Consider the following 20027-nt stretch of genomic DNA (forward strand, 5'->3'; position numbering starts at 1 on the left):
TTACAAAACCTGCTCAGAGCATATACACTTTGAGTATTTGCCAAAATAAATTGAGCTGTTCCTTAACGCTATTAACCCCAAAAAAAACAACTGATGACTCAATAATTCATCCCGGGCCCAAAAACTACCCATGCAACTATTCCAAAAAGTCTACACTCACGTATCCTGGCCAACTTTACTGCTCTGCCTTATTCTCTCATTAGGACTTGGTTTTAACCTAAACGCCCAATGCCTGGAAGGAGACTGCTTCAACGGAGAAGGAATTTTCCGTTATCCTGACGGAAAACGCTACAGCGGCACCTTCCAGCAATCTCAACCCGCTGGTGAAGGTGCTTTATACCACCTGAACGGAGAACGATATCTCGGGCAATTTCAAGCGGGAAAGCCTCATGGCCAAGGCATCTACTGGTACGCCGACGGAAGTTTTCGCCAAGGATATTGGCGCAATGGAAGGTTAGTCCAAGGACAGGATCATCCTGCCGACTGGCAACAAAAAGGGCCTTCCCAGGCAGGTTGTGTAGCTGGCGATTGCACCAATGGCACCGGCACCTACCTCACGCCTGGTGGTGCCATCTATGTCGGACAATTTCTTCATGGAGAAATTCACGGCCAGGGCATTTGCACCTATGCAGATGGTAGCCGCTACGAAGGCCAATGGCAACACCGCTACCCCGAAGGGTATGGTACCAAGGTTTGGGCCAATGGCCAACAATTCAGTGGACAATGGCGACGAGGGCAACCCATCACCCAAAATGGCCTTTATCAACAACAAGGCCAAGCGTTTACTTCTATGGATGGCACCCTAGTGCTCCAATCTGGTTGCTTGCAAGGTAATTGCCAAAACGGACAAGGCGTTTATGCTTACGCTGACGGTAGTCGTTACGAAGGACAGTTTCTTGCCGGGCAACCTCACGGACAAGGAGCTTTTTTTTATCCTAATGGAGATTATTATCGCGGACAATTCGCCTATGGTTTGCCACATGGCCAAGGCCGTAGGGTATTCACCGATGGCAAGGTACTTCAAGGCGACTGGCTAGAGGGAGGTTTTCTACCTACCAGAACGGCCGACCAAGAGCGGGGATGCCTAAGTGGCAATTGCCAAAACGGCTATGGCGTCTATCGCTTTCAGCAAGGTGACCGCTATGAAGGTAGCTTCCTCGACAGTAAGCCCCATGGCCACGGACTGGTACAATACCAAAACGGCGACCGTTATGAAGGCGAGATGGAAGCAGGCGCTTTCTCCGGATATGGTACTTACTACGAAAAAAGTGGACAAATCTTTGAGGGCCTCTGGGCAGCAGGCAAATATCTGGGAAATACCCGTGTCGCGGGTACAAATCCCCAACCGCAAATTAGCCCTAAACAAGGAAAAACCTGGGCGCTCATCATTGGAGTGTCCTCTTACCAGCATATGCCTGCTCTTCGGTTTCCTGATGATGATGCCTATCGCTTATTCGCTTTCCTAAAAAGCCCTCAAGGGGGAGCTATTCCTGATCAACGCATCCAGGTGTTGATCGACGAAGACGCTACCAGAAAAAACATATTGGAAGCCATGCAACGGCTCTTTCTTCAAGCAGGGCCTGATGATTTATTGGTCCTCTATTTCTCCGGACATGGAATTCCAGGCGCGTTTTTACCTATCGATTACAACGGTGCAGACAACTTACTTACTCATCAGGAAATAAAACAAATGCTGGACCGAAGCGCCGCCGGCTACAAACTCTGCCTAGCCGATGCCTGCCACTCCGGAGGGCTTCTTGCCGCCAGAGGAGGCCAACTCCCCGATGTGCTTAGTCGCTACTACGAAAATCTGGCCGATGCCCAACGAGGGACGGCCTTGATCATGTCTTCCAAAGCAGAAGAAACGTCCTTGGAGTCAAGTGGCTTACGGCAGGGGGTATTCAGCCATTTCCTGCTCCGCGGCCTTAAAGGAGAGGCCGACCGGGACGCTGATGGTGTGGTTAGAGTGCAAGAACTCTATCACTACATCGACGAACAGGTTACTGCCTATACCCGTTTCCAACAGAGCCCCGTTATTCAGGGCAGTTATGACCAAAGGATGCCCGTGGCGGTACTGCGATGACCCCCCTACAAAAAGAGGTCTCAGTGCGGAACGAAACCTTAGTCAACTTTAACGCTAAAGTTTCATTCCGCCCCGCACAACTATCGTGCAACTTTCAACACCTTTAATGTTCGTTGGCGGCCATCTGCTGCTTGCAGTTGCAACAGGTAGGTCCCTTCCGGGTAAAAGTCAACATCTAGCGTCGCTGTTCCATTGACTTCGCCCCAATCGGCTAGTAAACGGCCCTGGAGGTCGAATAGCTTCAGTGCCAATGTCTCCGTCTCAGGAAATCGAACTTGCAGCCAGTCCGTCGTCGGGTTCGGATAAACATTCACCTCCCAATCCGCTGGTAATTCCTCTTCTGTTTGCACTAACAGGTCATAATAAACTTGGTGAAAGCCTTCTCCAAGTTCCAGGCCATTTTGGTGGCGGCTAACCGCTATTTCACCTACCGTCCAGTGCAGGTTGCCTACCAGTATATTCTGGTAATAATCACCAGCACTCCCCACTACCGTCCGCGGCATATCCTGAGCTGTAACAGCCGTGAGCACTAAGCCATTCAAACCCAATAAAATCGGCAAATATTTTTTCATTTTCTCTTGTTTGGTGGTCAATTAATAGGGGCCCTACCAGCGTTCCAGTACTCAATCGTACTGGCCTTGGCACCAGGCTGTCCGTCGCTAAAGCGCTCCTACCATCCTTGGTCCTGCTCCTCCGTCCGCCGGGCTACGCGCGCTGCGCTGCGCCCTAACCGAGAAGCTGTTCACCTACGATGAGGCAGCCACTCCCGACTTTTTCAAGTCGACTCCGCCAGCGGGGTACATTTGTTACTGCTAGTAGTGAATGGACCATCCACCGGGTTCTGTCCTTTTAGTTTAAAGCAGTAGCGTTTTAGGTGCGGACCGAACAGGGAAGCACGGCGCAGCGGAGCGAGCACAACCAGGGGTGGTAGCCGCTATTTTTCTGATTTAGATCAGAAAATAGCGGCGGACGACCCGGCCGCCGCCCCAAAGGGCTGGCGGGGGTGCCAAACTATTCTTTTAGTGCGGCTTCCAACCGTAATAAGCGTTGCTCCATCGCTTCGATCAGCGCTTGTTGAGTAGCTTGCTCGGTTTCCGCTTTCTCCAAAGCATCTTCCAATTGTTCGATCTGGCCTTGCTGTTCTTGAATCGCCTGGATCGCCAGTACGCTAAAGCCTGCATAATTCACAGAAAGCAGGCCATTGTCTCGTTCGCCTTTTTGCTCCAAAACCAACTCAGGGAATAGTGCCTGCACGTCTTGGGCAACAAAGCCAATGGAGGTTTTTCCATCCGGGTTGTTATCGCGGTACACATAACGAGATGGTTGCAATGCCAATACTTTGGCGAGGCTCGTCTCTAATGGGCGGATGTCTTTCTTTAAACGCCGATCTGAGGCAGAGGTATAAGCCCCTGTAGCCGCATCGAAAGAACCACGGAAACTGTTATCTGCATAGAGCGACAAATCTCCGGCTCCCGTTACGTACTGCTCCCAATCGGCCTCGGTCGTACCGTTGTAAATATTAAAGCCATAGATATCAGACTCTACTACTCGTAAAACATAAGGCGTAGCCGTCACTGATCCTGTTTCTGAAATAGAAACACCCGTAGTAATCAGCCGCAGCGCATCTACGCCGCCGCCGCCGCTAGCTGTGATGGCAGGCGCGGGAATACCGTCTACCGCTTTTAGAAGAAGGGAACTACTGCCGCTGATCAACTCCAGTCCTTCGTCGTCAAAAGTAGCAATATCACTACCGAGAATCTGTAACCTAATAGCACTGTTCACCAGGTTACCGATCTGCATATCGGCTCCATCATGGTACATGTAACCATACCAACTATTGCCATTATAAAACTGAACGGAAGGTGTCCCGTCATCTATTCTGAAGTCGCCCAACAGGTGTAGTTTATTGCCGGGGCTGGCTGTACCGATGCCCACATTGCCGCCATTGTAATAAACATTGGAGCCACTGGTGCTCCAGGGTGAGCTGCCGCCGAGGCCAGAAAGGTTGACGCTGTTTCCTCCTGAAATCTGTAGATCGCTTCCACTCAAACTGAGGCTTTGTAGTTCGTTGGTCGTGCTGGCGTCTGTAGCAGAGAGTACCCCACCACTGATTTGAATTCCAGCACCAGCCGTATAGGTTCCTGCTGGGCCAACAGGGCCTTGAGGCCCCGTAGCGCCGGGGTTACCTTGCGGGCCTTGTGTTCCTGTCGGGCCAGGGTCTCCCTGAGCACCTTGCGGGCCCGTCGCACCCATTGGGCCTGTAGGGCCAGGATCACCTTGTACGCCCTGTGTTCCCGCTGGGCCGGCGTCTCCTTGTGGGCCTTGAGGGCCAGTAGCACCCATTGGACCCGTAGCTCCCTGCGGACCAGCTGGGCCGGGTTCGCCTTGAGGGCCTTGTGCACCAGCAGGGCCTACTGGACCTTCAGGACCAGTAGCGCCGATAGCACCGGCAGGACCCATTGCGCCTGTCGCGCCAGCAGGGCCGGGTTCGCCTTGCAAACCTTGGGGACCCTGAATGCCTTGGGGACCAGTAGCACCCATTGCACCTTGGGGACCCTGTGGGCCTTGTATCTGGCCTACATTCACCCACATGCTGCCGTCCCAAACGTAGCCATCACCATCGGTTTGGACGATATAGAGGTCACCTTGCATACTTGTTGCAGGTAAATCAGCTACCGTAGCGACTGTTCCTATAATTTGAACGCCAGTGCCATCTTGCCCGGCAGGGCCTTGGGGGCCAATGGGACCAACAGTTCCTTGTGGACCTGCGGGGCCAGTAGCCCCTGTAGGGCCAATAGAGCCTTGCTCACCCTGTGGGCCAGCAACACCAGCGGGACCAGTAGGGCCTTGGCTTCCTTGTGGGCCTGCGGGGCCAGCAACCCCTTGTTCGCCTTGTTCACCTTGTGGACCGGGGTTTCCTTGTGGGCCGGCAGGGCCGGGGGCACCTTGGGGGCCCTGTGGGCCTTGTATCTGGCCTACATTCACCCACATATTGCCATCCCAAACGTAGCCATCGCCATCCGCTTGGACGATATAGAGGTCACCTGCATTGCCGCTTGCTGGTAAATTCCCCACCGTGGCAACAGTACCTACGATTTGAACGCCAGTGCCATCTTGCCCGGCAGGCCCCTGTGGACCAACTGGGCCTACCGGCCCGACAGGACCTTGCGGGCCGGTAGCTCCTGCTGCACCAGGGGGGCCAGCAGGGCCAGCTTCTCCCTGAGGACCAGTAACACCTGCAGGAATAGTAACGGTATTCCCATTGCTAATCATCAGATTACCTGTATTGGAATCGTATACCAACGTTTGGTTATCTGTCCCTCCAGGAAATGAAAGGGTAACAGCATTTCCATCTGTCAGGGTTAGGGTTTGCGTGTTGGGATCGTAGAGCAAGTTTTGTAATTCATCGGTAGGATCACCACCTCCGGAGCCATTTGCAGCTTCTCTGGCATAAATGGCGTAGGGTACTGACAACAACTGGCTGGTACCTAAATTTGTGTAATTGGTCCCGCTATTGGGGTCCATGTCTATTTTCAAATAATAGGCATGTGCCCCCCAATCGAGGTTATTCATATCTCCTGATAACGGAGAGCCGCCGCCGATTTCCAGATCGAAAACTCCTAGTGGAGAGGTTGTGATTTCGTGCCGCTCGGCATAGTCAACTAGGCCAGAGACGCCATCACGAACCAAGCTTACTCTGACTGCCAAATTTTCGCTCAGGTAAGGGCTACCTCCGGCATCACGAGCAACTGCCTGGAATTTGAATTTTTCTGGTGCTTGGCTGTAAACACTGCTGGCGCAGGTCAGCAATAAAAACGCAAATAAAATTAATCGTTTCATACGTACGGGAATTAGACTTTATTTAAGGAAGAACCCTTACTAGGTTTTGGACCAGTGGGATTATTTTTAGTTATCACAAAAGTCCCCTCTCTTTCCCTGACCGAATTGCTCATTTTGGACAAGAACTTGCCTGTTTCTATAAACAACTGATAATCAGCAGAAAAAACAAAACAACAATTCTATAACCTTGGCCTTGGTAACATCATTAGGTGGGAATACATTAACTTCGTAACGAACAATCACCAGCGGCTAAACTTGTTGAAATCGGGATGATGCGAAAAAGCTTACTATTGTATCTACTTTTCTTTGGTTCTCTTGCTGTCAACTGCCAGGATTCCTTGCAGCAGTATCTCCATATGGCTACTAACCCCGTAGCTGGAGACCTGCCAACCGCAATACAAGCCGCTCAAAAGTGTATTGAGCAAAGCGATCCAGTCACTTTTCCTGAACTGCATTTCCAGTGCCGTTTTGCCCTGGCCCGTAACTATTACGACTTGGGACAGCCCTGGGAAGCGGAACGAACGATCCTGCCAGCTATAAATTTTGCCAGAGGCCAGAACCGAAAAAAATTACTTTTCCAGTCCTTATTGTTCCAGCAGGAGATTCTCAACTCCACTGATCGTCCGGAAGAATCCTGGCCGATCTTACAAGAGTGCCAAACCATAGCGACTGAATTAAACGACTCTCTTCTTTTAGCGAAAGCTTATTATTCTACGGGCTACTTCATTCTCTATTACAATAAATTGGATGACGAAACCGGCATGCAATACCTGGAAAACGCGCTTGGTATTTTTACCCGAAAGGGAGATTTAAAGATGATGGCTCCTGCCATGCGCAGGATTGCCCGTTATACCAAGGATAAGGTTAAGGCGGAAAATTATCTTCAAGCAGCTGTTGAACTTTACAGAGATCAAAAAGATGAAATAAGCTTGGGTTGGGCTTATTATAGTTTAGCCAATTTTTATCGTAACCAGCAAGCGCTAATACCTGCACTTCAGGCACTAGAAGAAGCCCTAAAGCTCCACCGCAAAAACGATTTAAAAGGTGGCGTTGCTGATGTTTTGCTCGAGATCGGCTGGGTACATTTAGCCCAGCAAAAACCACAGGTGGCAATTGCTCCGCTCACCGAAAGTCTGGCTTTGGCTCAAAGTATTCCTTTATTTCCTAATANCAGGGATGCCACAGCAGCACTAGCTGAGGCTTATGCTACTATTGGTGAATTTGACCAGGCCTACAAGTACCTCGAACAGAATAGTGCGTACAAAGACTCTACCTTTTATGAAACACTCAATCGACAGATGGCAGAAAGTAATGCCCGCTATGAGAATGAGCAATTGGAAAAATCCATCGCGGAACGCGAGTTGGAAATAATAAAACAAAAAGCGCTCCGCAACCGAATACTTGGCACAATGGGGTTTGTTTTACTGCTGGCCCTCATTGCTTTTCAAATTGTTTATCATCGTCAAAAAAGAAACAAAGACAAAGCCGAACTGGCCTTAGGCTTCCAATCGAGAGAAGCAGAAAGGCTAAGGGCTCTTAATGAGTTGAAATCCAACTTCTTTACCAATATTTCTCACGAATTACGCACACCTCTTACTCTTATACTAAGTCCTCTGGCTGATGTATTAGAACGCATCAAGGCTAAGCCATTACAAACCAAACTGGGAATTGTGCATCGCAATGCACAACAGTTACTCAACCTCGTGAATGAAATCATGGATTTATCCAAAGCAGAGGTAGGAAAGTTGACCATTCATTCCAGCTCCATTTCTCTGCAACACCTGGTAAAAAGAATTTTCTCTTCTTACGAATCTTTGGCTACACTTCGGAATATAAATTATGATCTATCCATACATTGTCAAGATGTAATGGTGGAAGTTGATATAGATAAGTTTGAAAAAATCCTAAACAACTTGCTTGCGAATGCACTTAAGTTTACCGCTGCGCAAGGAAGTGTACATCTGGATGTCAGTCATCAAGACGGCAATTATACTTTTACGATTAAAGATACTGGCCAAGGCATTCATCCTGATGATCAGGCCCGGATTTTCGACCGTTTCTATCAATCAGACAAAAGTGACCACCTACGGGGCGGTACTGGTATTGGTCTCGCTTTAGCGAAGGAGCTTAGCCAAATTCTTAACGGGCAAATAACGGTAAGCAGTGAATGGGGTAAAGGAAGTACTTTTCAATTGATTTTACCATTAAAAGAAGCTACTCCAACCAAAGTCACAACACTCATATCCCCAGGCAAGCTGGTGACATCTACCCTACCCAAGCGTGTTCCTAATTACGCACCCCTCGGTATTCAGGGAGATAAAGCACGACTCTTAATTGTAGAGGATCATCCTGAAATGGGCAAGTACCTTCTCGAAGTACTTTCTGAACATTATCAATGTGTTTTAGCCCAAGATGGCCAACAGGCCCTGAAACAACTACGCCTGTCCTCCTTTTCCGCCATCACCTCCGATGTAATGATGCCCAATATGGATGGTTTCCAGCTACGGGAGGCTATCAATCAAAAAGAAGAATGGCGGCAAATCCCCTTTCTTTTACTAACCGCACGCCATCTTGAAGAAGATAAAATACGAGGTTTTCAACTTGGCATTGATGACTACATCTCCAAACCCTTCAGTACTAAAGAGCTACTCGCCCGGATCAACAATCTTGTTAGAAACAAAGAGGAACGTGATAAATTTGTTGCCAAAGAACCAGATAAAGCGGTACTATCCGTAGATCAGAACCTCCTTAAGACGTTAGAGGATACCTTATTGAGTCGACTAGAGGAGGAGAATTTCAAAGTAGACGACTTGGCGGAAGCTATTCATTACAGCACTAAACAAATGGGCCGATTGATTAAAAAACACACTGGCCTTTCTTCTGTACAGTTTATTCTGGAGGTACGTCTGCAAAAAGCCCGTACCCTTTTGGCGCAACGACAATGTGCTACCGTACTGGAGGCTCAGTTTGCGGTGGGAATTCGTAGTACTTCTTACTTTACCCGAAAATTCACGGAACGATTTGGAAAAAACCCAAAGGATTATTTGAAAGCCTATTAAAGGCTTTTATGCTAAAGCTCGGTATATCTGCTTTCTATGATGGCGAAAATGTGCTGTCATAAAGCTGAACATCCCAGGAAAAGATAATCGACCAGCAAAGGGATGTTTGTAAACTTCTCGATCAAGATAATTTTCTTCTAATTGCTCTAAAAATGTTCGTAACAACTGGCGTTGTGTTTGATACTGCATCTTAATGTTGGCCAAATCATCTTCCTTTGGCAAGGCAGAAGTGCTGATGAGCGCTGGTGCTTTCACTTTTAAAGGTAAAAATAGATACCAATTTACAAATAGCGCTCTTGCGGCAGCAGCAAGCCCTGCTTTTGGCAAATTTGGCTCAAAGCTTAATTTTTTTTCACAGTACTGCAGCGAATATTTTTCCGACAACAATAAATGATTTAAAACTTGGGTAACACTCCAACTTTCGGGTGCGGGTGACCGATTTAGCTGTTCGGAAGAATAATGATCCAATTCCGTAAAGAGTTGGTCCAGTTCTTTATCCATAACGGCTAATTGATCCAGGATCGCAGCTCGCATGATTATGATTATTTTAAAGAATAGACTTGTTCTACTGACAAGCTTGCCTAGAACAAGCTATCCAAGACAAAGCCATTTTAGGGTATTTTTCACTCCCCTAAGGTAATCATTTATGCGAAAACCGGCCCGTAGAGACGTTGTGGTGCAACGTCTCTACGGAGAAATTAGATTTTAATCATTCTTATTTGTCGAAAATCGCCTTCATGCGCTAGACGTAACCAATAGACGCCACTACTCAACTGGTCGAGGTCATTTACCTCAATTCGGTTTTGCCCGGAAGGGAAATAAACACCTAATTCCTGGCGCACCAACTGGCCTTGAGCATTAAACAATTGCCAATCCAACTCACCGCCTTCATCCAGAATCAAATCCACACGGAATGCTTCCTGAAAAGGATTGGGGTAGGCCTGCACATCTACTATCGGATCTAAATCTTCTGTGCCATTGGTACAATCCGTTTCGAAGTAGTAGATGGTTGTTTCGCTAGTAGAGCTATTACAAACTGTTTCTATCTGAAATTCATAAGTTGTGCAAAATTCCAGGCCTTGCAAAACCAAGGCTGTATCCTGGGTAGCCTCCGATTCCCACGTCGCCTCGCCCAGCGGGCGGTAACGCACGATGTATGCCAAGGGGTCACCATTAATTTCCCAATTAAGGCCAGCACTGGTATAATTTTCGTCAATTTGTACCTCCGTAGCTTCAGGACAAGGAATGAACCCAGAAAAATAAGCTGTGATATCATCATTGCTTTCCAAGCTCATCTGGATGGCTTCTTCAAACTGGTCAGGAGCAAAGATGTTATTAGCCACTTCCCAGTAGGCAAATTCATGATTGGGGTTAGCCAACGCCTCCAATTCAATTTCAATGCCGCCATAATAGGTAGCCGCCCAAGGATACACCAGCCCTTCAACGGTATTGGCGCGCACCCTGCCGGCTCCTTCTGGCTCTACATTAATCGTCAATTCAAATGGGCCGGTAATACCGTCTTCTTCATAGCAGTCTATCATCCCGTCGGCAATGACAGTACAACGAGTCAATATATAATTGCGCAGGTTCACTACATTATCTTCCCATCCTTGCATGGTTCCTCCCCATCTTTCTATCTGGCGTGGCATTTCCGGACGAATCCTGTCGATCATACTATCCAATAATTCCAACATAAAATCACAGCCCAGATACGTATTCGTCAAATCCGCATAACGGTTGATATACAAAGCAAAGAAGTCTGGATTTTCGAACAGACGAGAAAAAATCGTCAAGTGCCCTTCAAAATCGGTCGTTGGTGAAATAAGCTCTATGTTACAAGGATCAGCCAATGGGCCTTGGTCGGGAATAAAGGTATAGTTGATATAGTGACCATAAGTAGCATCTTCATCCCAAAGAATGTAACGCCAGCGTTGGGCACCACCATCAGGGTCTCGCCCTCGCCACCAGGCCGTATTCCAATTGAGCCAATCAGCAGAGACATTATGGGAATGCAGAATAATGTAGTCCAATAAACTCTCCACATCTAAGCGCTCAGAAACGTAAGCATAGCTAGCAGGATCGGCCATATCGTTAGCCCCAATATAGGCGGTCAATGCGTTCCAGTCATCTATGCTGCCGTATTCTTCCCAGGTATTCCCCCAAGTCTTGAGAAAATCAATTTCAAAACGATTCTGATCATAATAATAACTGGTAAAATCGTGATCATCTACCTTCTCCCGAATTTCGTACACGCCCCAGTATTGTCCGTTGACGAAAAGAATACAAGGTTCGTAAGTCCGTTCGTCCATATGGAGGTTGGCTTCCTGCGAAAGTGTATGCACAAAGGCATCACGGATATGTGCTCCGCCGTCTTCAAAGGAATAGTTATCGTTAGCGGCAGCTTTTAGAATAAGTCGCTGAAACTTGTCTCTGTCCGTTTTTCCAGGAAAAATCTCGTGTTTCACGGCATAGTCGTCTCCCATTTGGTCGCGGGTAACGAAGTCAATCCCGCGCTGGTCATAAAAGTTCCAGGAGTCATTGCCATGTTTATTGAAATCTCCGCTGGCATCAGCTACTCTATCCCCTTCTGCGGTAAACAACTCCAGGGTACCGATGGGCTCCAGAAAAGTAGCACCGTTGATGAGTACCTCTACTTCATCCCCCGCAATCGAGATCGTAGGCACCGTGAAGGTTTCATCAATGAAAAAGGTCTGATAGTCCACAAAACTCGGTGGTGCAGCAGTATCTTCACCATAGGCAATGGCCTTCACCACTGCTGTTGCATCGATCATAAATGGACCAGTATAAGGTGTACTTGCATCGGATGGCATCGAACCATCCAGGGTGTAATACACATTTGCACTAGGATCACCTATTATAATACTTATTTCTGTCGCCCCTGTGTAAAACCCTGCAGCCGGCTGTATCGAAGGTTTCGCAGCATATTCTGGCCGAGGATCACTGTTGTCAGCATCCGGGCTTGGATTCACAAATACAAACCACTCGCTACCTCCATCCGGGAAACGCCCGCGAGAATGGCCAGCCTGATTGGGAATATCCAGTTCGTGGCTGTCCAAAATGCTCCCGGCGGCATTGGCCAATACAACAGCTTCACTGTTCTGGGTTTGAGTAATCTTAAAATTGGTATGCCAGGTCGTTCCGTCAAACTGATCGAGACTGGAAGCCCATACTTGAAAAAACCCATTGGCAGGAATAATCGTACCCGCTGGAATTTCCCATTTGGTAGGATTGTTCAGTTTATCACTAAGGTAGTAACCACTAATATCGACCGCTACATTGGATGGATTATACAGTTCTATCCAGTCTTCATCACCACCAAAAGCGTTAAAAAACTGACGATAGTTACCTGCTGAAAATTCGTTAATCACCACTTGGCCCGATAAACAGGAGGCCATGAGTACAAAGAGAACAAAAGGAAAGTAGTACTTATAATTCATATCTGGAGCATATTTTCATTACGAAAGGTAGTTTTTTAACAAAGGATTTCGCAGTGTAATTTGCATTCTGTATTACCTTTGACAATTAATTTAAGGGATGAGGAAATAAATAATCTACCCAAAGGACGTAGCAAATTTTTCTTTAGACAAATCGGATTTTTAGCAGCATAGCGGGCTACGCAAGAAAAATCTGATGATGGATAAAGCAAAATTTGTAGGAAGATGTGTAGATTATTTTTTGCGAACCCCCTAACACAACAAGTACATGCTATCGGTCAACAGTGACGAACACTACATGCGTCAGGCACTCAAACAAGCTCAACTTGCTGCTGAAGCAGGAGAAATCCCAGTAGGGGCTGTTGTTGTTGCCAATCAGCACATCATTGCTCGCGGGCACAATCAGACGGAACAACTTACCGATGTGACCGCCCACGCAGAGATCATCGCCCTTACCGCTGCCGCCAATTATCTGGGTGGAAAATACCTCCAGGNCTGCACCCTTTACGTCACGCTTGAGCCTTGTGTCATGTGCGCGGGTGCGCTGGCTTGGGCCCAACTCGATCGACTGGTCTACGGTGCTGGCGACGACAAAAGAGGCTTCATGCGTTTTGGCAAAGAGCTTCTCCACACTAAAACCAAAATAGAGTACGGAGTGCTGCATGAGGAGTGTGGTATTTTAATGTCAAATTTTTTCAAAAGTAAGCGCTAAGCGTATGTTTGGGCGTGCCCCCGCCCAGGTTAAAATTCCCAATTTTCCAGTTTACACCAACTGGGCGGGGTCGGTCCCTTCCAGGTGCGGCAGTCGCCTTAGCCCTTCGGGCTGGCCCTTACCAGGGCCACCTTTCAGGCACCTCACGCGAAATACCCCTGATTTTAAGTTAAACCCTCTTAACACTGCGCGTTAAAGACTCTTAAAGCCCAGCAAGGTAGTTGACAAGGCCCCTATATTGGGCAAAAATTCAACAACCATGAAGATGATCAAATACTGCCTGCTACTGCTGGGATTCGCAACAATGCTCACCTCCTGTAGCCCAACACTGAGCCCTTTCACTCAAAATCTTTATGAAGACAATAACTGGACGGAGGGCGACCTTCGCAAAATTCAGTTCTACCTTTCTGATGACATTGTCCTTTACCGGGAGCTTACTGGCGGTAATTCCGAAATTATTGAAGGAGAAATCAAAGTCGTCAATGGCCGTAAACGCGACCAGATCACTTTTCGCCGTGGTACACCAGGGGTGTTTTTATTTAGCCCTAAAAGCAATCGCTTTGCGGTAAGTTTTGAAGACGGTGGCGATGATCGCTACCTTATTTTTGGGCCTAACCCTAAAGTTGCCAACCGTTATGTTCTTCTAGCCAGTGATTGGAATCGCCAACAGGGTGTTGTTACCTATGCTGGTCAGCAATGGACGGTTGATGCCAATGATGCTTATACGGCCCTAATGGTTGATCTAGAGCGCCTACAGCAGGTGGATGTCAACACCAGGGTTGCTGGTGGTCGAAAGGTTGGAGGTTAAAGTCCGTAGAAAAATGCCGAAAGTCTAGCTTGAAATTTCTCTGTTCCTAATTCTCAGTTCCGGCTTTCAAAACCTTTGCCAGTTCAATAACAAAGATTTATCCCTTTTACTGGGGTAATTTTTCTAATTTTGCGTCGTTTTTCAGCCAGAGATAAGAAGTTCTTCTCTCTGGCTGAACCGTTTTTTTCTTTGTTAATACAAAACTGGCTACTCATGACAAAACAATGGACGTTGCTGCTGACCCTACTCAGCCTGACCATTGCGGGATTATTTGCCCAAAATAATGACCAACGCGTTTTATTCACTGTTGAAGACGTACCCGTTACGGTAGAAGAGTTCGACTACATTTATAGTAAGACCAATGGTGAGAACGCTGATTTTTCCGAAGCTTCCCTACAGGAATACCTGGACCTCTATGTAAAATTCAAACTCAAAGTACAGCGAGCTAAAGAAATGCGGCTTGATACCATCGTAGTACTACAAGAAGAGTTGGCTGGTTATCGCCGCCAGTTGGCTGACAGTTACCTGATCGACCGTGCTATAGGCGACAAACTCATCATGGAAGCCTACGAACACCTGCAAGAAGATGTAGATATCAGTCACATCCTGGTGAATGTCAAAATTGATGCAGCCCCTTCAGATACACTGGCTGCCTACCAACAGATCATGGCCGCTTATAACCGGATCAAGGATGGTGCTTCTTTTGAGGACGTCGCAAAAGAAGTATCTGCAGATCGCTATAGCAAGGACAAAGGTGGCCGGATCGGCTTTACTACAGCCCTCTACCCTGCTGGTCTCCACAATTTAGAATATGCTGCTTATGACGCACCGCTCAAAACCGTCACTATGCCTATCCGCACCAATGCCGGTTACCACCTCTTGTATGTGCATGAGCGCCGTCCGGCACGAGGAGAAATGGAAGTAGCCCACATTCTTGTCCGCGAAGAGCCATTGGGCGAAGCTGCAGCTAAGGCAAAGATTGACAGTATATACCAAGCCCTCCAAGGAGGCGCTAATTTTGATCAGCTTGCCCGTACGGCCAGTGAAGACAAGCGTACCGCCACCAACAACGGCTACCTAGGTTTCTTTGGCATTTCTCGTTATGAAAAAGCATTCGAAAATGCAGCCTTTGCAATTTCCGAAGATGACGGCTACAGCAAGCCGGTTAAAACAAGTCTCGGCTGGCACCTTATCAAAAGAATTAGTCGTAAGGAGATACAACCATTTCCCGCCGAAAAACCTCGTTTAGAAGGAGACGTCAGAAAAGACCCTCGTTTTGAAGAAGCGAAGAAAGCTTTGCTTCGGAACATCCGCAGCCAGAACAACTTCACAGAGAATACGGTGCTGCTAGATGGCTACATTGGCAGCTTACCCGATACCTTTACTACTTTCCGCTGGAAAGCACCTGCAATGGCATCGCCCAAGGTACTATTTAGCCTAGATGGTGGGTATCAGGCAACACTGGGCGACTTTGAGAACTACCTGGGCAAGGCTACACGCGAACGGGTTACTTATGGTCGTGAAGGCAATAAGGCATCGGTTGCTTATCGGTTGTATGCGCAGTTTGTAGATGATCAATTATTGAAATACGAAGAGTCTCAGTTGGAAAAACGGTATCCTGAATTCCGCAGCTTGATGCGGGAATACGAAGAAGGTATACTTCTGTTCGAAGCTACCAAAATGGAAGTTTGGGACAAAGCTGCTCAGGATAGCACCGGACTTGAGAAGTTCTTTACGGGCGTCCAGGGTAAATACCGTTGGGCACCTCGTGCTAAAACGACCGTTTATCGTATTGGTACGAATAATAAAGACTTGGCTCCGGAAATTCGTACTTATGCTATGAACCATACCGCCGAAGAAGTGAAAGCTCAATTCAATACGGATGGTAGTGTAAAAGTGGTTACGGAGGAAGCGACTTACGAGAAATTCCGTAATACTGACCTTTCTGACGCTGACTGGAAAGCTGGCGCTGTAACCAACTTAATTGAGAATGACCGCAGCCGCAGCCTGAAGTTTTTCAAGGTTGAGGAGATTATTCCGGAAGGAAATAAAACCCTGAGTGAAGCCCGTGGTTATGTCATTGCCGATTACCAAGACCAATTGGAAAAAGAATGGGTAGAGGAACTCCGTAAAAGCTACGAAGTAAAAATCAACCAGAAAGTTTTCAAAAGCCTGATACGGTAATATTTTTGTGTTGTTCCTAATATTACGCAAAAAACGGTTCAAAAACGATTGATGCAGGAGTTGAACAAGTGGATACCGTCAGTCATTCTATTCCTTCTTTTAGGAAGCTTAGCTTCCTGTGAACTAGGAACGACGGAGGAAAGTGAGAAAGATCGATTACTGGCCCAAGTAGGAAGCAAATCCCTTTACATTTCAGAAATGGAAGGTATGTTTCCGGAAGGCCTTTCGGGGCAAGACAGTTTGTTGGTTATTGAATCCTACGTAGGGCGTTGGGTACGTGAAGCTGCTATCTTGAACGAAGCAGAGCGTAATATCCCAGCTGATCTTAACATCAATAAGATGGTGAGGGATTATCGTGCTTCTTTAGTGCGTTCCAGTTACGAGAAGATTTTGGTAGAACAACTGCTCGACTCGGTCGTCACTAAGCAAAAGCTAGAAGAGTTCTACGAAGAAAACCAGATGCTCTACGAACTACAGAAGCCTATTGCTCGCTGCCTGTTTATAAAAGTACCGATACCAACCCCGGAAGGAGATCGCTTGCGCAATCTCTGGAACAAAGCGGAGGAAGGTGATTTGGCAGCCCTACGGGCTTATTGCGATCAATACGCCGAGGTAGCATTATTGAAAGAAGATTTATGGTATGCGGTGGAAGAAGTAGCTGAACAGTTACCTGTGGGTACATTAACCGTTGGGAATATTGGTTCCAAGCGGGAATTCACTCAGAGAGACGAGCACCATCAATACTATTTTCGGCTTTTTGAATTGAAGAATCGTAAAGAAATTGCCCCTTTGTCTTACGTAGAAGAGCAGGCCCGCAAGGTGATCTTGCACAAGCGTAAGTTGCAATTGGTGGAAGAAGTAAAAGAAGACATTTACCAACGGGAACTGCGGGAAAAGAATGTGGAGACCTTTTACTGATTATTGCGCCGAAAATTGATTACGATTTTCGTGCTGTTCCTTATTTTAGTTAACAATGTACAAGTTTTGGTTTATGAATAAGCAAATCTGTTTTTTGATCGCCGCACTCTTTTGTGTCCAAATGAGTTTTGCCCAGCGGGAGGTGATCGATAAGGTCGTCGCAATGGTAGGAGGTGAGATCGTGCTATTGTCAGAGGTAGAAGAGCAAAACTCTCTCCTCAAGGCTCAGAACCCCAACCTTGGTGAAGGTTTGCGTTGTGATATTATGGATCAGTTATTGTCCAGCAAGTTATTGGTTAATCAGGCCAAACTGGATAGTATTCTCGTTGCAGATGAAGAACTGGAAGAGCAGCTTAATGCCCGGATTGACAGGATTTTATCTTACATGAATGGCGATCTTGAGCAGTTTGAAGCTTACTATGGCCAGACTGTTACCCAAGTAAAAGAGCAGTTCCGCGAGGATTTGCGTTCCCAACTTCTTTCTGAAAGAATGCGGTCGCAGGTGTTAAGTGGTGTAAATGTTACACCTTCGGAAGTAAAAAACTTCTTTAACCAGATTCCTATCGATAGTCTTCCTTACTTTAGTTCAGAAGTGGAAGTAGGTGAAATCGTCTACGTTCCGCCCGTTAATGCGGAAGAACGGCAAAAATCTATCACTAAACTAGAGAGCCTGCGGGAACAAATAACAACCAGTGCAACCACTTTTGAAGAAGCGGCCAAACGCTTTAGCGATGATGGTTCTGCAAGGATTGGTGGTGACCTGGGGTGGGCTAAGCGAGGAAAATTCGTACCAGAATTTGAAGCCGCAGCTTACCAGCTTGAACCCGGAGAGATTAGCCAGGTTATTGAAACAGAATTCGGTTTCCACATTATTCAATTATTGGAACGCCGAGGAAATACCATTCGCGTCCGCCACATTCTGGTTCGCCCAGAAATTACGGATAACGACTTGGAACTAGCTAAACAGCACCTGGATTCTGTACGCACACTGATCGTCAATGACTCGATCACTTTCTCGATTGGCGTAAAGCGCTTTGGCAATGAAGATGTCCAGAGTTTCAATAACGATGGCCGGATGATGAACCCCGCTACTGGTAATACGTTCTACGAAGTTGCAGACCTTGACCCCGATGTCTATTTTGCCGTTGATACGATGAAAGTTGGTGGCATTACTGCACCCTTTCCTTTTGCCAGCCCTTCAGGCGAAACTTTTTACCGGATCGTTCAATTGCAATCAAGAACCCTCCCTCACCGGGCGAATCTCCAGCAGGATTACAATAAAATTATGCTGGCAACCAAAGAATCCAAGCAAAATGAATTCCTTAGTGAGTGGATTCAAAAACGGGTAGCATCCACCTATATCCAAATTGATAGCCGTTTTCAGACTTGCCCTAATTTGGCAAAATGGAAAGAAGATGGCATTGCAAAGCCATAGTTGGGCTATCTCTACAAAGGGCCCCAAAGTGTACTAAATCGCTTTAAAAAAAGAAGTTAGTCATTCAGACTAACTTCTTTTTTTATTGTGTACAATTACAAATGGCTTGATCCAAAATACTTACGCCTAAATCAATTTCATCTTTTGTAACTGTCAGTGGAGGTGCAATTCGAAATACACCGCCAAAGCCCTTTACTCTTACGATATTCATACTCAGCCCCAGCCGTAAACATTCCTCTGATATTCTATAGCCCAATTCAGGGTCAGGTTGTTTGCTTTTCCGCTCTTTTACGATTTCCATGCCCAGCAAGAGGCCTTTGCCACGTACATCACCAATGCACTCGTGCAGGTTCATTAAGGCCGTTAACTGTTCCTTGAGGTAAGTTCCCATTTCATTTGCACGAGAGGCCATGCTATCCCTTGTCAAAATTTCGAGCGTTGCTAACCCTACTGCCGCACAAAGTGGATCAGATACATGGGAAGTAACATAAATAAAGCCTTTTTCATAACAAGATTCTTCTATCTCTGCACTACATACAGCTGTCGCCAAAGGTAAGCCACCCCCCAAGGTCTTTGACAGCGTAAGGAAATCCGGAGTCAATTCATATCCTTCAAATGCAAAGTTTTGCCCTAAACGCCCCAGTCCTGTTTGAGCTTCATCAAAAATGAGTAGCAGGCCACGTTCATCACAAAGCTCTTTCAGCCTTTTTAAATAAGCAGGAGGCAGTTCAATAATCCCCGCCGCGCTGAGCACTGGTTCCGCAATCATTGCCGCATAAGCACCTACCGATTGCTGGTCGACCATTTTCATGCCGAATTCCAGACAACTATTATCGCAAGTACCTTGGCAGTGCTGAATAGGGCAGCGATAAGCGTAAGGGGCCGGCAGCATCAGGCTTCCAGGCATAGCAGGGCCATAACCTCTTCGGGTAAGGGAATAAGTATGTGATTGTGCACCGGCAGTCATACCGTGCCAGGACCCCGCAAAACCCACAATTTCAAAACCTCCGGTATGTAGTTTGGCCATTCTTAAAGCCACTTCATTAGATTCTGAGCCGGTGTTCAAGAAAATGCTCCGATCCAGCCCTTCAGGAAGAAGCCCACTCAGTGTTTTTCCCAAGGCAATCAATTCGGGCGACAGCATCGTACTTAGGAGGTGAATAGCTCGTGTACCTGCCTGCTCCATAGCGGCCAAGATATCCGGGTGATTGTGACCAAAAACGGAGCACATTTGCCCCGAAGTAAAATCCAGGATAGCTCTTCCATCTTCAGTATAAACATAACTGCCTTTTGCTGACGCTATCAAAAGAGGTGAAAAAGTACCACAATAACGGATGAGTACTTCTTCTGCATCTTTTTGCCAATCCTCCTTCATGGTTGTTGTTTTTAATGTGATATTCCAGCCGTTCGATGAATATGAAAAGCGGTCATTTATTTTCGAAAATAAGTAGTTTTACTTTAAAACAAGTACTTTAGAGGTTGGCGAAGAATAACTTCCTCCCTTAGAGCTTATAGCCCACCTCTAATTCTCTT

At 47.0% G+C, this 20027-nt stretch carries 12 protein-coding genes; 7 read left to right on the top strand and 5 right to left on the bottom strand.

Going from position 1 to position 20027, the window contains the following annotated elements; genetic code table 11:
• Nucleotides 1-130 precede the first annotated feature (130 nt).
• Nucleotides 131-2083, top strand: coding sequence for a caspase family protein (locus tag A3EU_RS0102780; RefSeq protein ID WP_020534594.1), 1953 nt, complete (start codon nucleotides 131-133; stop codon nucleotides 2081-2083).
• An 80-nt stretch (nucleotides 2084-2163) separates the two neighbouring features.
• On the opposite strand, the gene A3EU_RS0102785 is transcribed toward A3EU_RS0102780, so the two are convergent.
• Together A3EU_RS0102785 and A3EU_RS35190 are read right to left on the bottom strand one after the other, a co-directional pair.
• Nucleotides 2164-2655 (bottom strand): T9SS type A sorting domain-containing protein, encoded by a 492-nt coding sequence (locus tag A3EU_RS0102785; RefSeq protein WP_020534595.1) that lies wholly within the window; start codon nucleotides 2653-2655, stop codon nucleotides 2164-2166.
• Between the two features lie 439 nt (nucleotides 2656-3094).
• A complete protein-coding gene (locus tag A3EU_RS35190; protein ID WP_020534596.1) occupies nucleotides 3095-5923 on the bottom strand; it encodes a tail fiber domain-containing protein in 2829 nt (942 codons plus the stop codon).
• A gap of 356 nt (nucleotides 5924-6279) precedes the next feature.
• Here A3EU_RS35190 and A3EU_RS0102795 point away from each other — a divergent pair, with 356 nt between their 5' ends.
• The gene (locus A3EU_RS0102795; protein WP_425412642.1) at nucleotides 6280-8982 is read left to right on the top strand and encodes a hybrid sensor histidine kinase/response regulator transcription factor; all 2703 of its coding nucleotides are present in this window, start codon (nucleotides 6280-6282) and stop codon (nucleotides 8980-8982) included.
• A gap of 6 nt (nucleotides 8983-8988) precedes the next feature.
• On the opposite strand, the gene A3EU_RS0102800 is transcribed toward A3EU_RS0102795, so the two are convergent.
• Both A3EU_RS0102800 and A3EU_RS0102805 read right to left on the bottom strand, forming a co-directional pair.
• Nucleotides 8989-9516, bottom strand: coding sequence for a DinB family protein (locus A3EU_RS0102800; protein ID WP_020534598.1), 528 nt, complete (start codon nucleotides 9514-9516; stop codon nucleotides 8989-8991).
• A gap of 164 nt (nucleotides 9517-9680) precedes the next feature.
• A complete protein-coding gene (locus A3EU_RS0102805) occupies nucleotides 9681-12440 on the bottom strand; it encodes a CotH kinase family protein (RefSeq protein ID WP_020534599.1) in 2760 nt (919 codons plus the stop codon).
• 265 nt (nucleotides 12441-12705) lie between these two features.
• On the opposite strand from A3EU_RS0102805, the gene A3EU_RS0102810 reads away from it, so the two are divergent.
• The 5 genes from A3EU_RS0102810 (at nucleotide 12706) to A3EU_RS0102830 (ending at nucleotide 18494) form a co-directional block, all read left to right on the top strand.
• Nucleotides 12706-13149, top strand: coding sequence for a nucleoside deaminase (locus A3EU_RS0102810; protein WP_020534600.1), 444 nt, complete (start codon nucleotides 12706-12708; stop codon nucleotides 13147-13149).
• A 259-nt stretch (nucleotides 13150-13408) separates the two neighbouring features.
• A complete protein-coding gene (locus A3EU_RS0102815; protein ID WP_020534601.1) occupies nucleotides 13409-13957 on the top strand; it encodes a hypothetical protein in 549 nt (182 codons plus the stop codon).
• Nucleotides 13958-14170: 213 nt separating this feature from the next.
• A complete protein-coding gene (locus A3EU_RS0102820) occupies nucleotides 14171-16141 on the top strand; it encodes a peptidylprolyl isomerase (RefSeq protein WP_020534602.1) in 1971 nt (656 codons plus the stop codon).
• A 51-nt stretch (nucleotides 16142-16192) separates the two neighbouring features.
• Nucleotides 16193-17059: a hypothetical protein gene (locus A3EU_RS0102825; protein WP_020534603.1), complete on the top strand. Its 867-nt coding sequence runs from the start codon at nucleotides 16193-16195 to the stop codon at nucleotides 17057-17059.
• Between the two features lie 73 nt (nucleotides 17060-17132).
• On the top strand, nucleotides 17133-18494 hold the full coding sequence (locus A3EU_RS0102830) for a peptidylprolyl isomerase (RefSeq protein ID WP_020534604.1): 1362 nt from the start codon (nucleotides 17133-17135) through the stop codon (nucleotides 18492-18494).
• A gap of 82 nt (nucleotides 18495-18576) precedes the next feature.
• Here A3EU_RS0102830 and A3EU_RS0102835 read toward each other — a convergent pair whose 3' ends face one another.
• Nucleotides 18577-19869, bottom strand: coding sequence for an aspartate aminotransferase family protein (locus A3EU_RS0102835; protein WP_020534605.1), 1293 nt, complete (start codon nucleotides 19867-19869; stop codon nucleotides 18577-18579).
• Between the last annotated feature and the right edge of the window lie 158 nt (nucleotides 19870-20027).

Source organism: Lewinella cohaerens DSM 23179 (assembly GCF_000379805.1).
Classification (GTDB): domain Bacteria; phylum Bacteroidota; class Bacteroidia; order Chitinophagales; family Saprospiraceae; genus Lewinella; species Lewinella cohaerens.

Coding starts and splice junctions, on each gene's coding strand:
- A3EU_RS0102780 (WP_020534594.1), top strand. CDS start 131: ATGCAACTATTCCAAAAAGTCTACACTCACGTATCCTGGCCAACTTTA.
- A3EU_RS0102835 (WP_020534605.1), bottom strand. CDS start 19,869: ATGAAGGAGGATTGGCAAAAAGATGCAGAAGAAGTACTCATCCGTTAT.
- A3EU_RS0102830 (WP_020534604.1), top strand. CDS start 17,133: ATGAATAAGCAAATCTGTTTTTTGATCGCCGCACTCTTTTGTGTCCAA.
- A3EU_RS0102815 (WP_020534601.1), top strand. CDS start 13,409: ATGAAGATGATCAAATACTGCCTGCTACTGCTGGGATTCGCAACAATG.
- A3EU_RS35190 (WP_020534596.1), bottom strand. CDS start 5,923: ATGAAACGATTAATTTTATTTGCGTTTTTATTGCTGACCTGCGCCAGC.
- A3EU_RS0102805 (WP_020534599.1), bottom strand. CDS start 12,440: ATGAATTATAAGTACTACTTTCCTTTTGTTCTCTTTGTACTCATGGCC.
- A3EU_RS0102825 (WP_020534603.1), top strand. CDS start 16,193: ATGCAGGAGTTGAACAAGTGGATACCGTCAGTCATTCTATTCCTTCTT.
- A3EU_RS0102820 (WP_020534602.1), top strand. CDS start 14,171: ATGACAAAACAATGGACGTTGCTGCTGACCCTACTCAGCCTGACCATT.
- A3EU_RS0102800 (WP_020534598.1), bottom strand. CDS start 9,516: ATGCGAGCTGCGATCCTGGATCAATTAGCCGTTATGGATAAAGAACTG.
- A3EU_RS0102785 (WP_020534595.1), bottom strand. CDS start 2,655: ATGAAAAAATATTTGCCGATTTTATTGGGTTTGAATGGCTTAGTGCTC.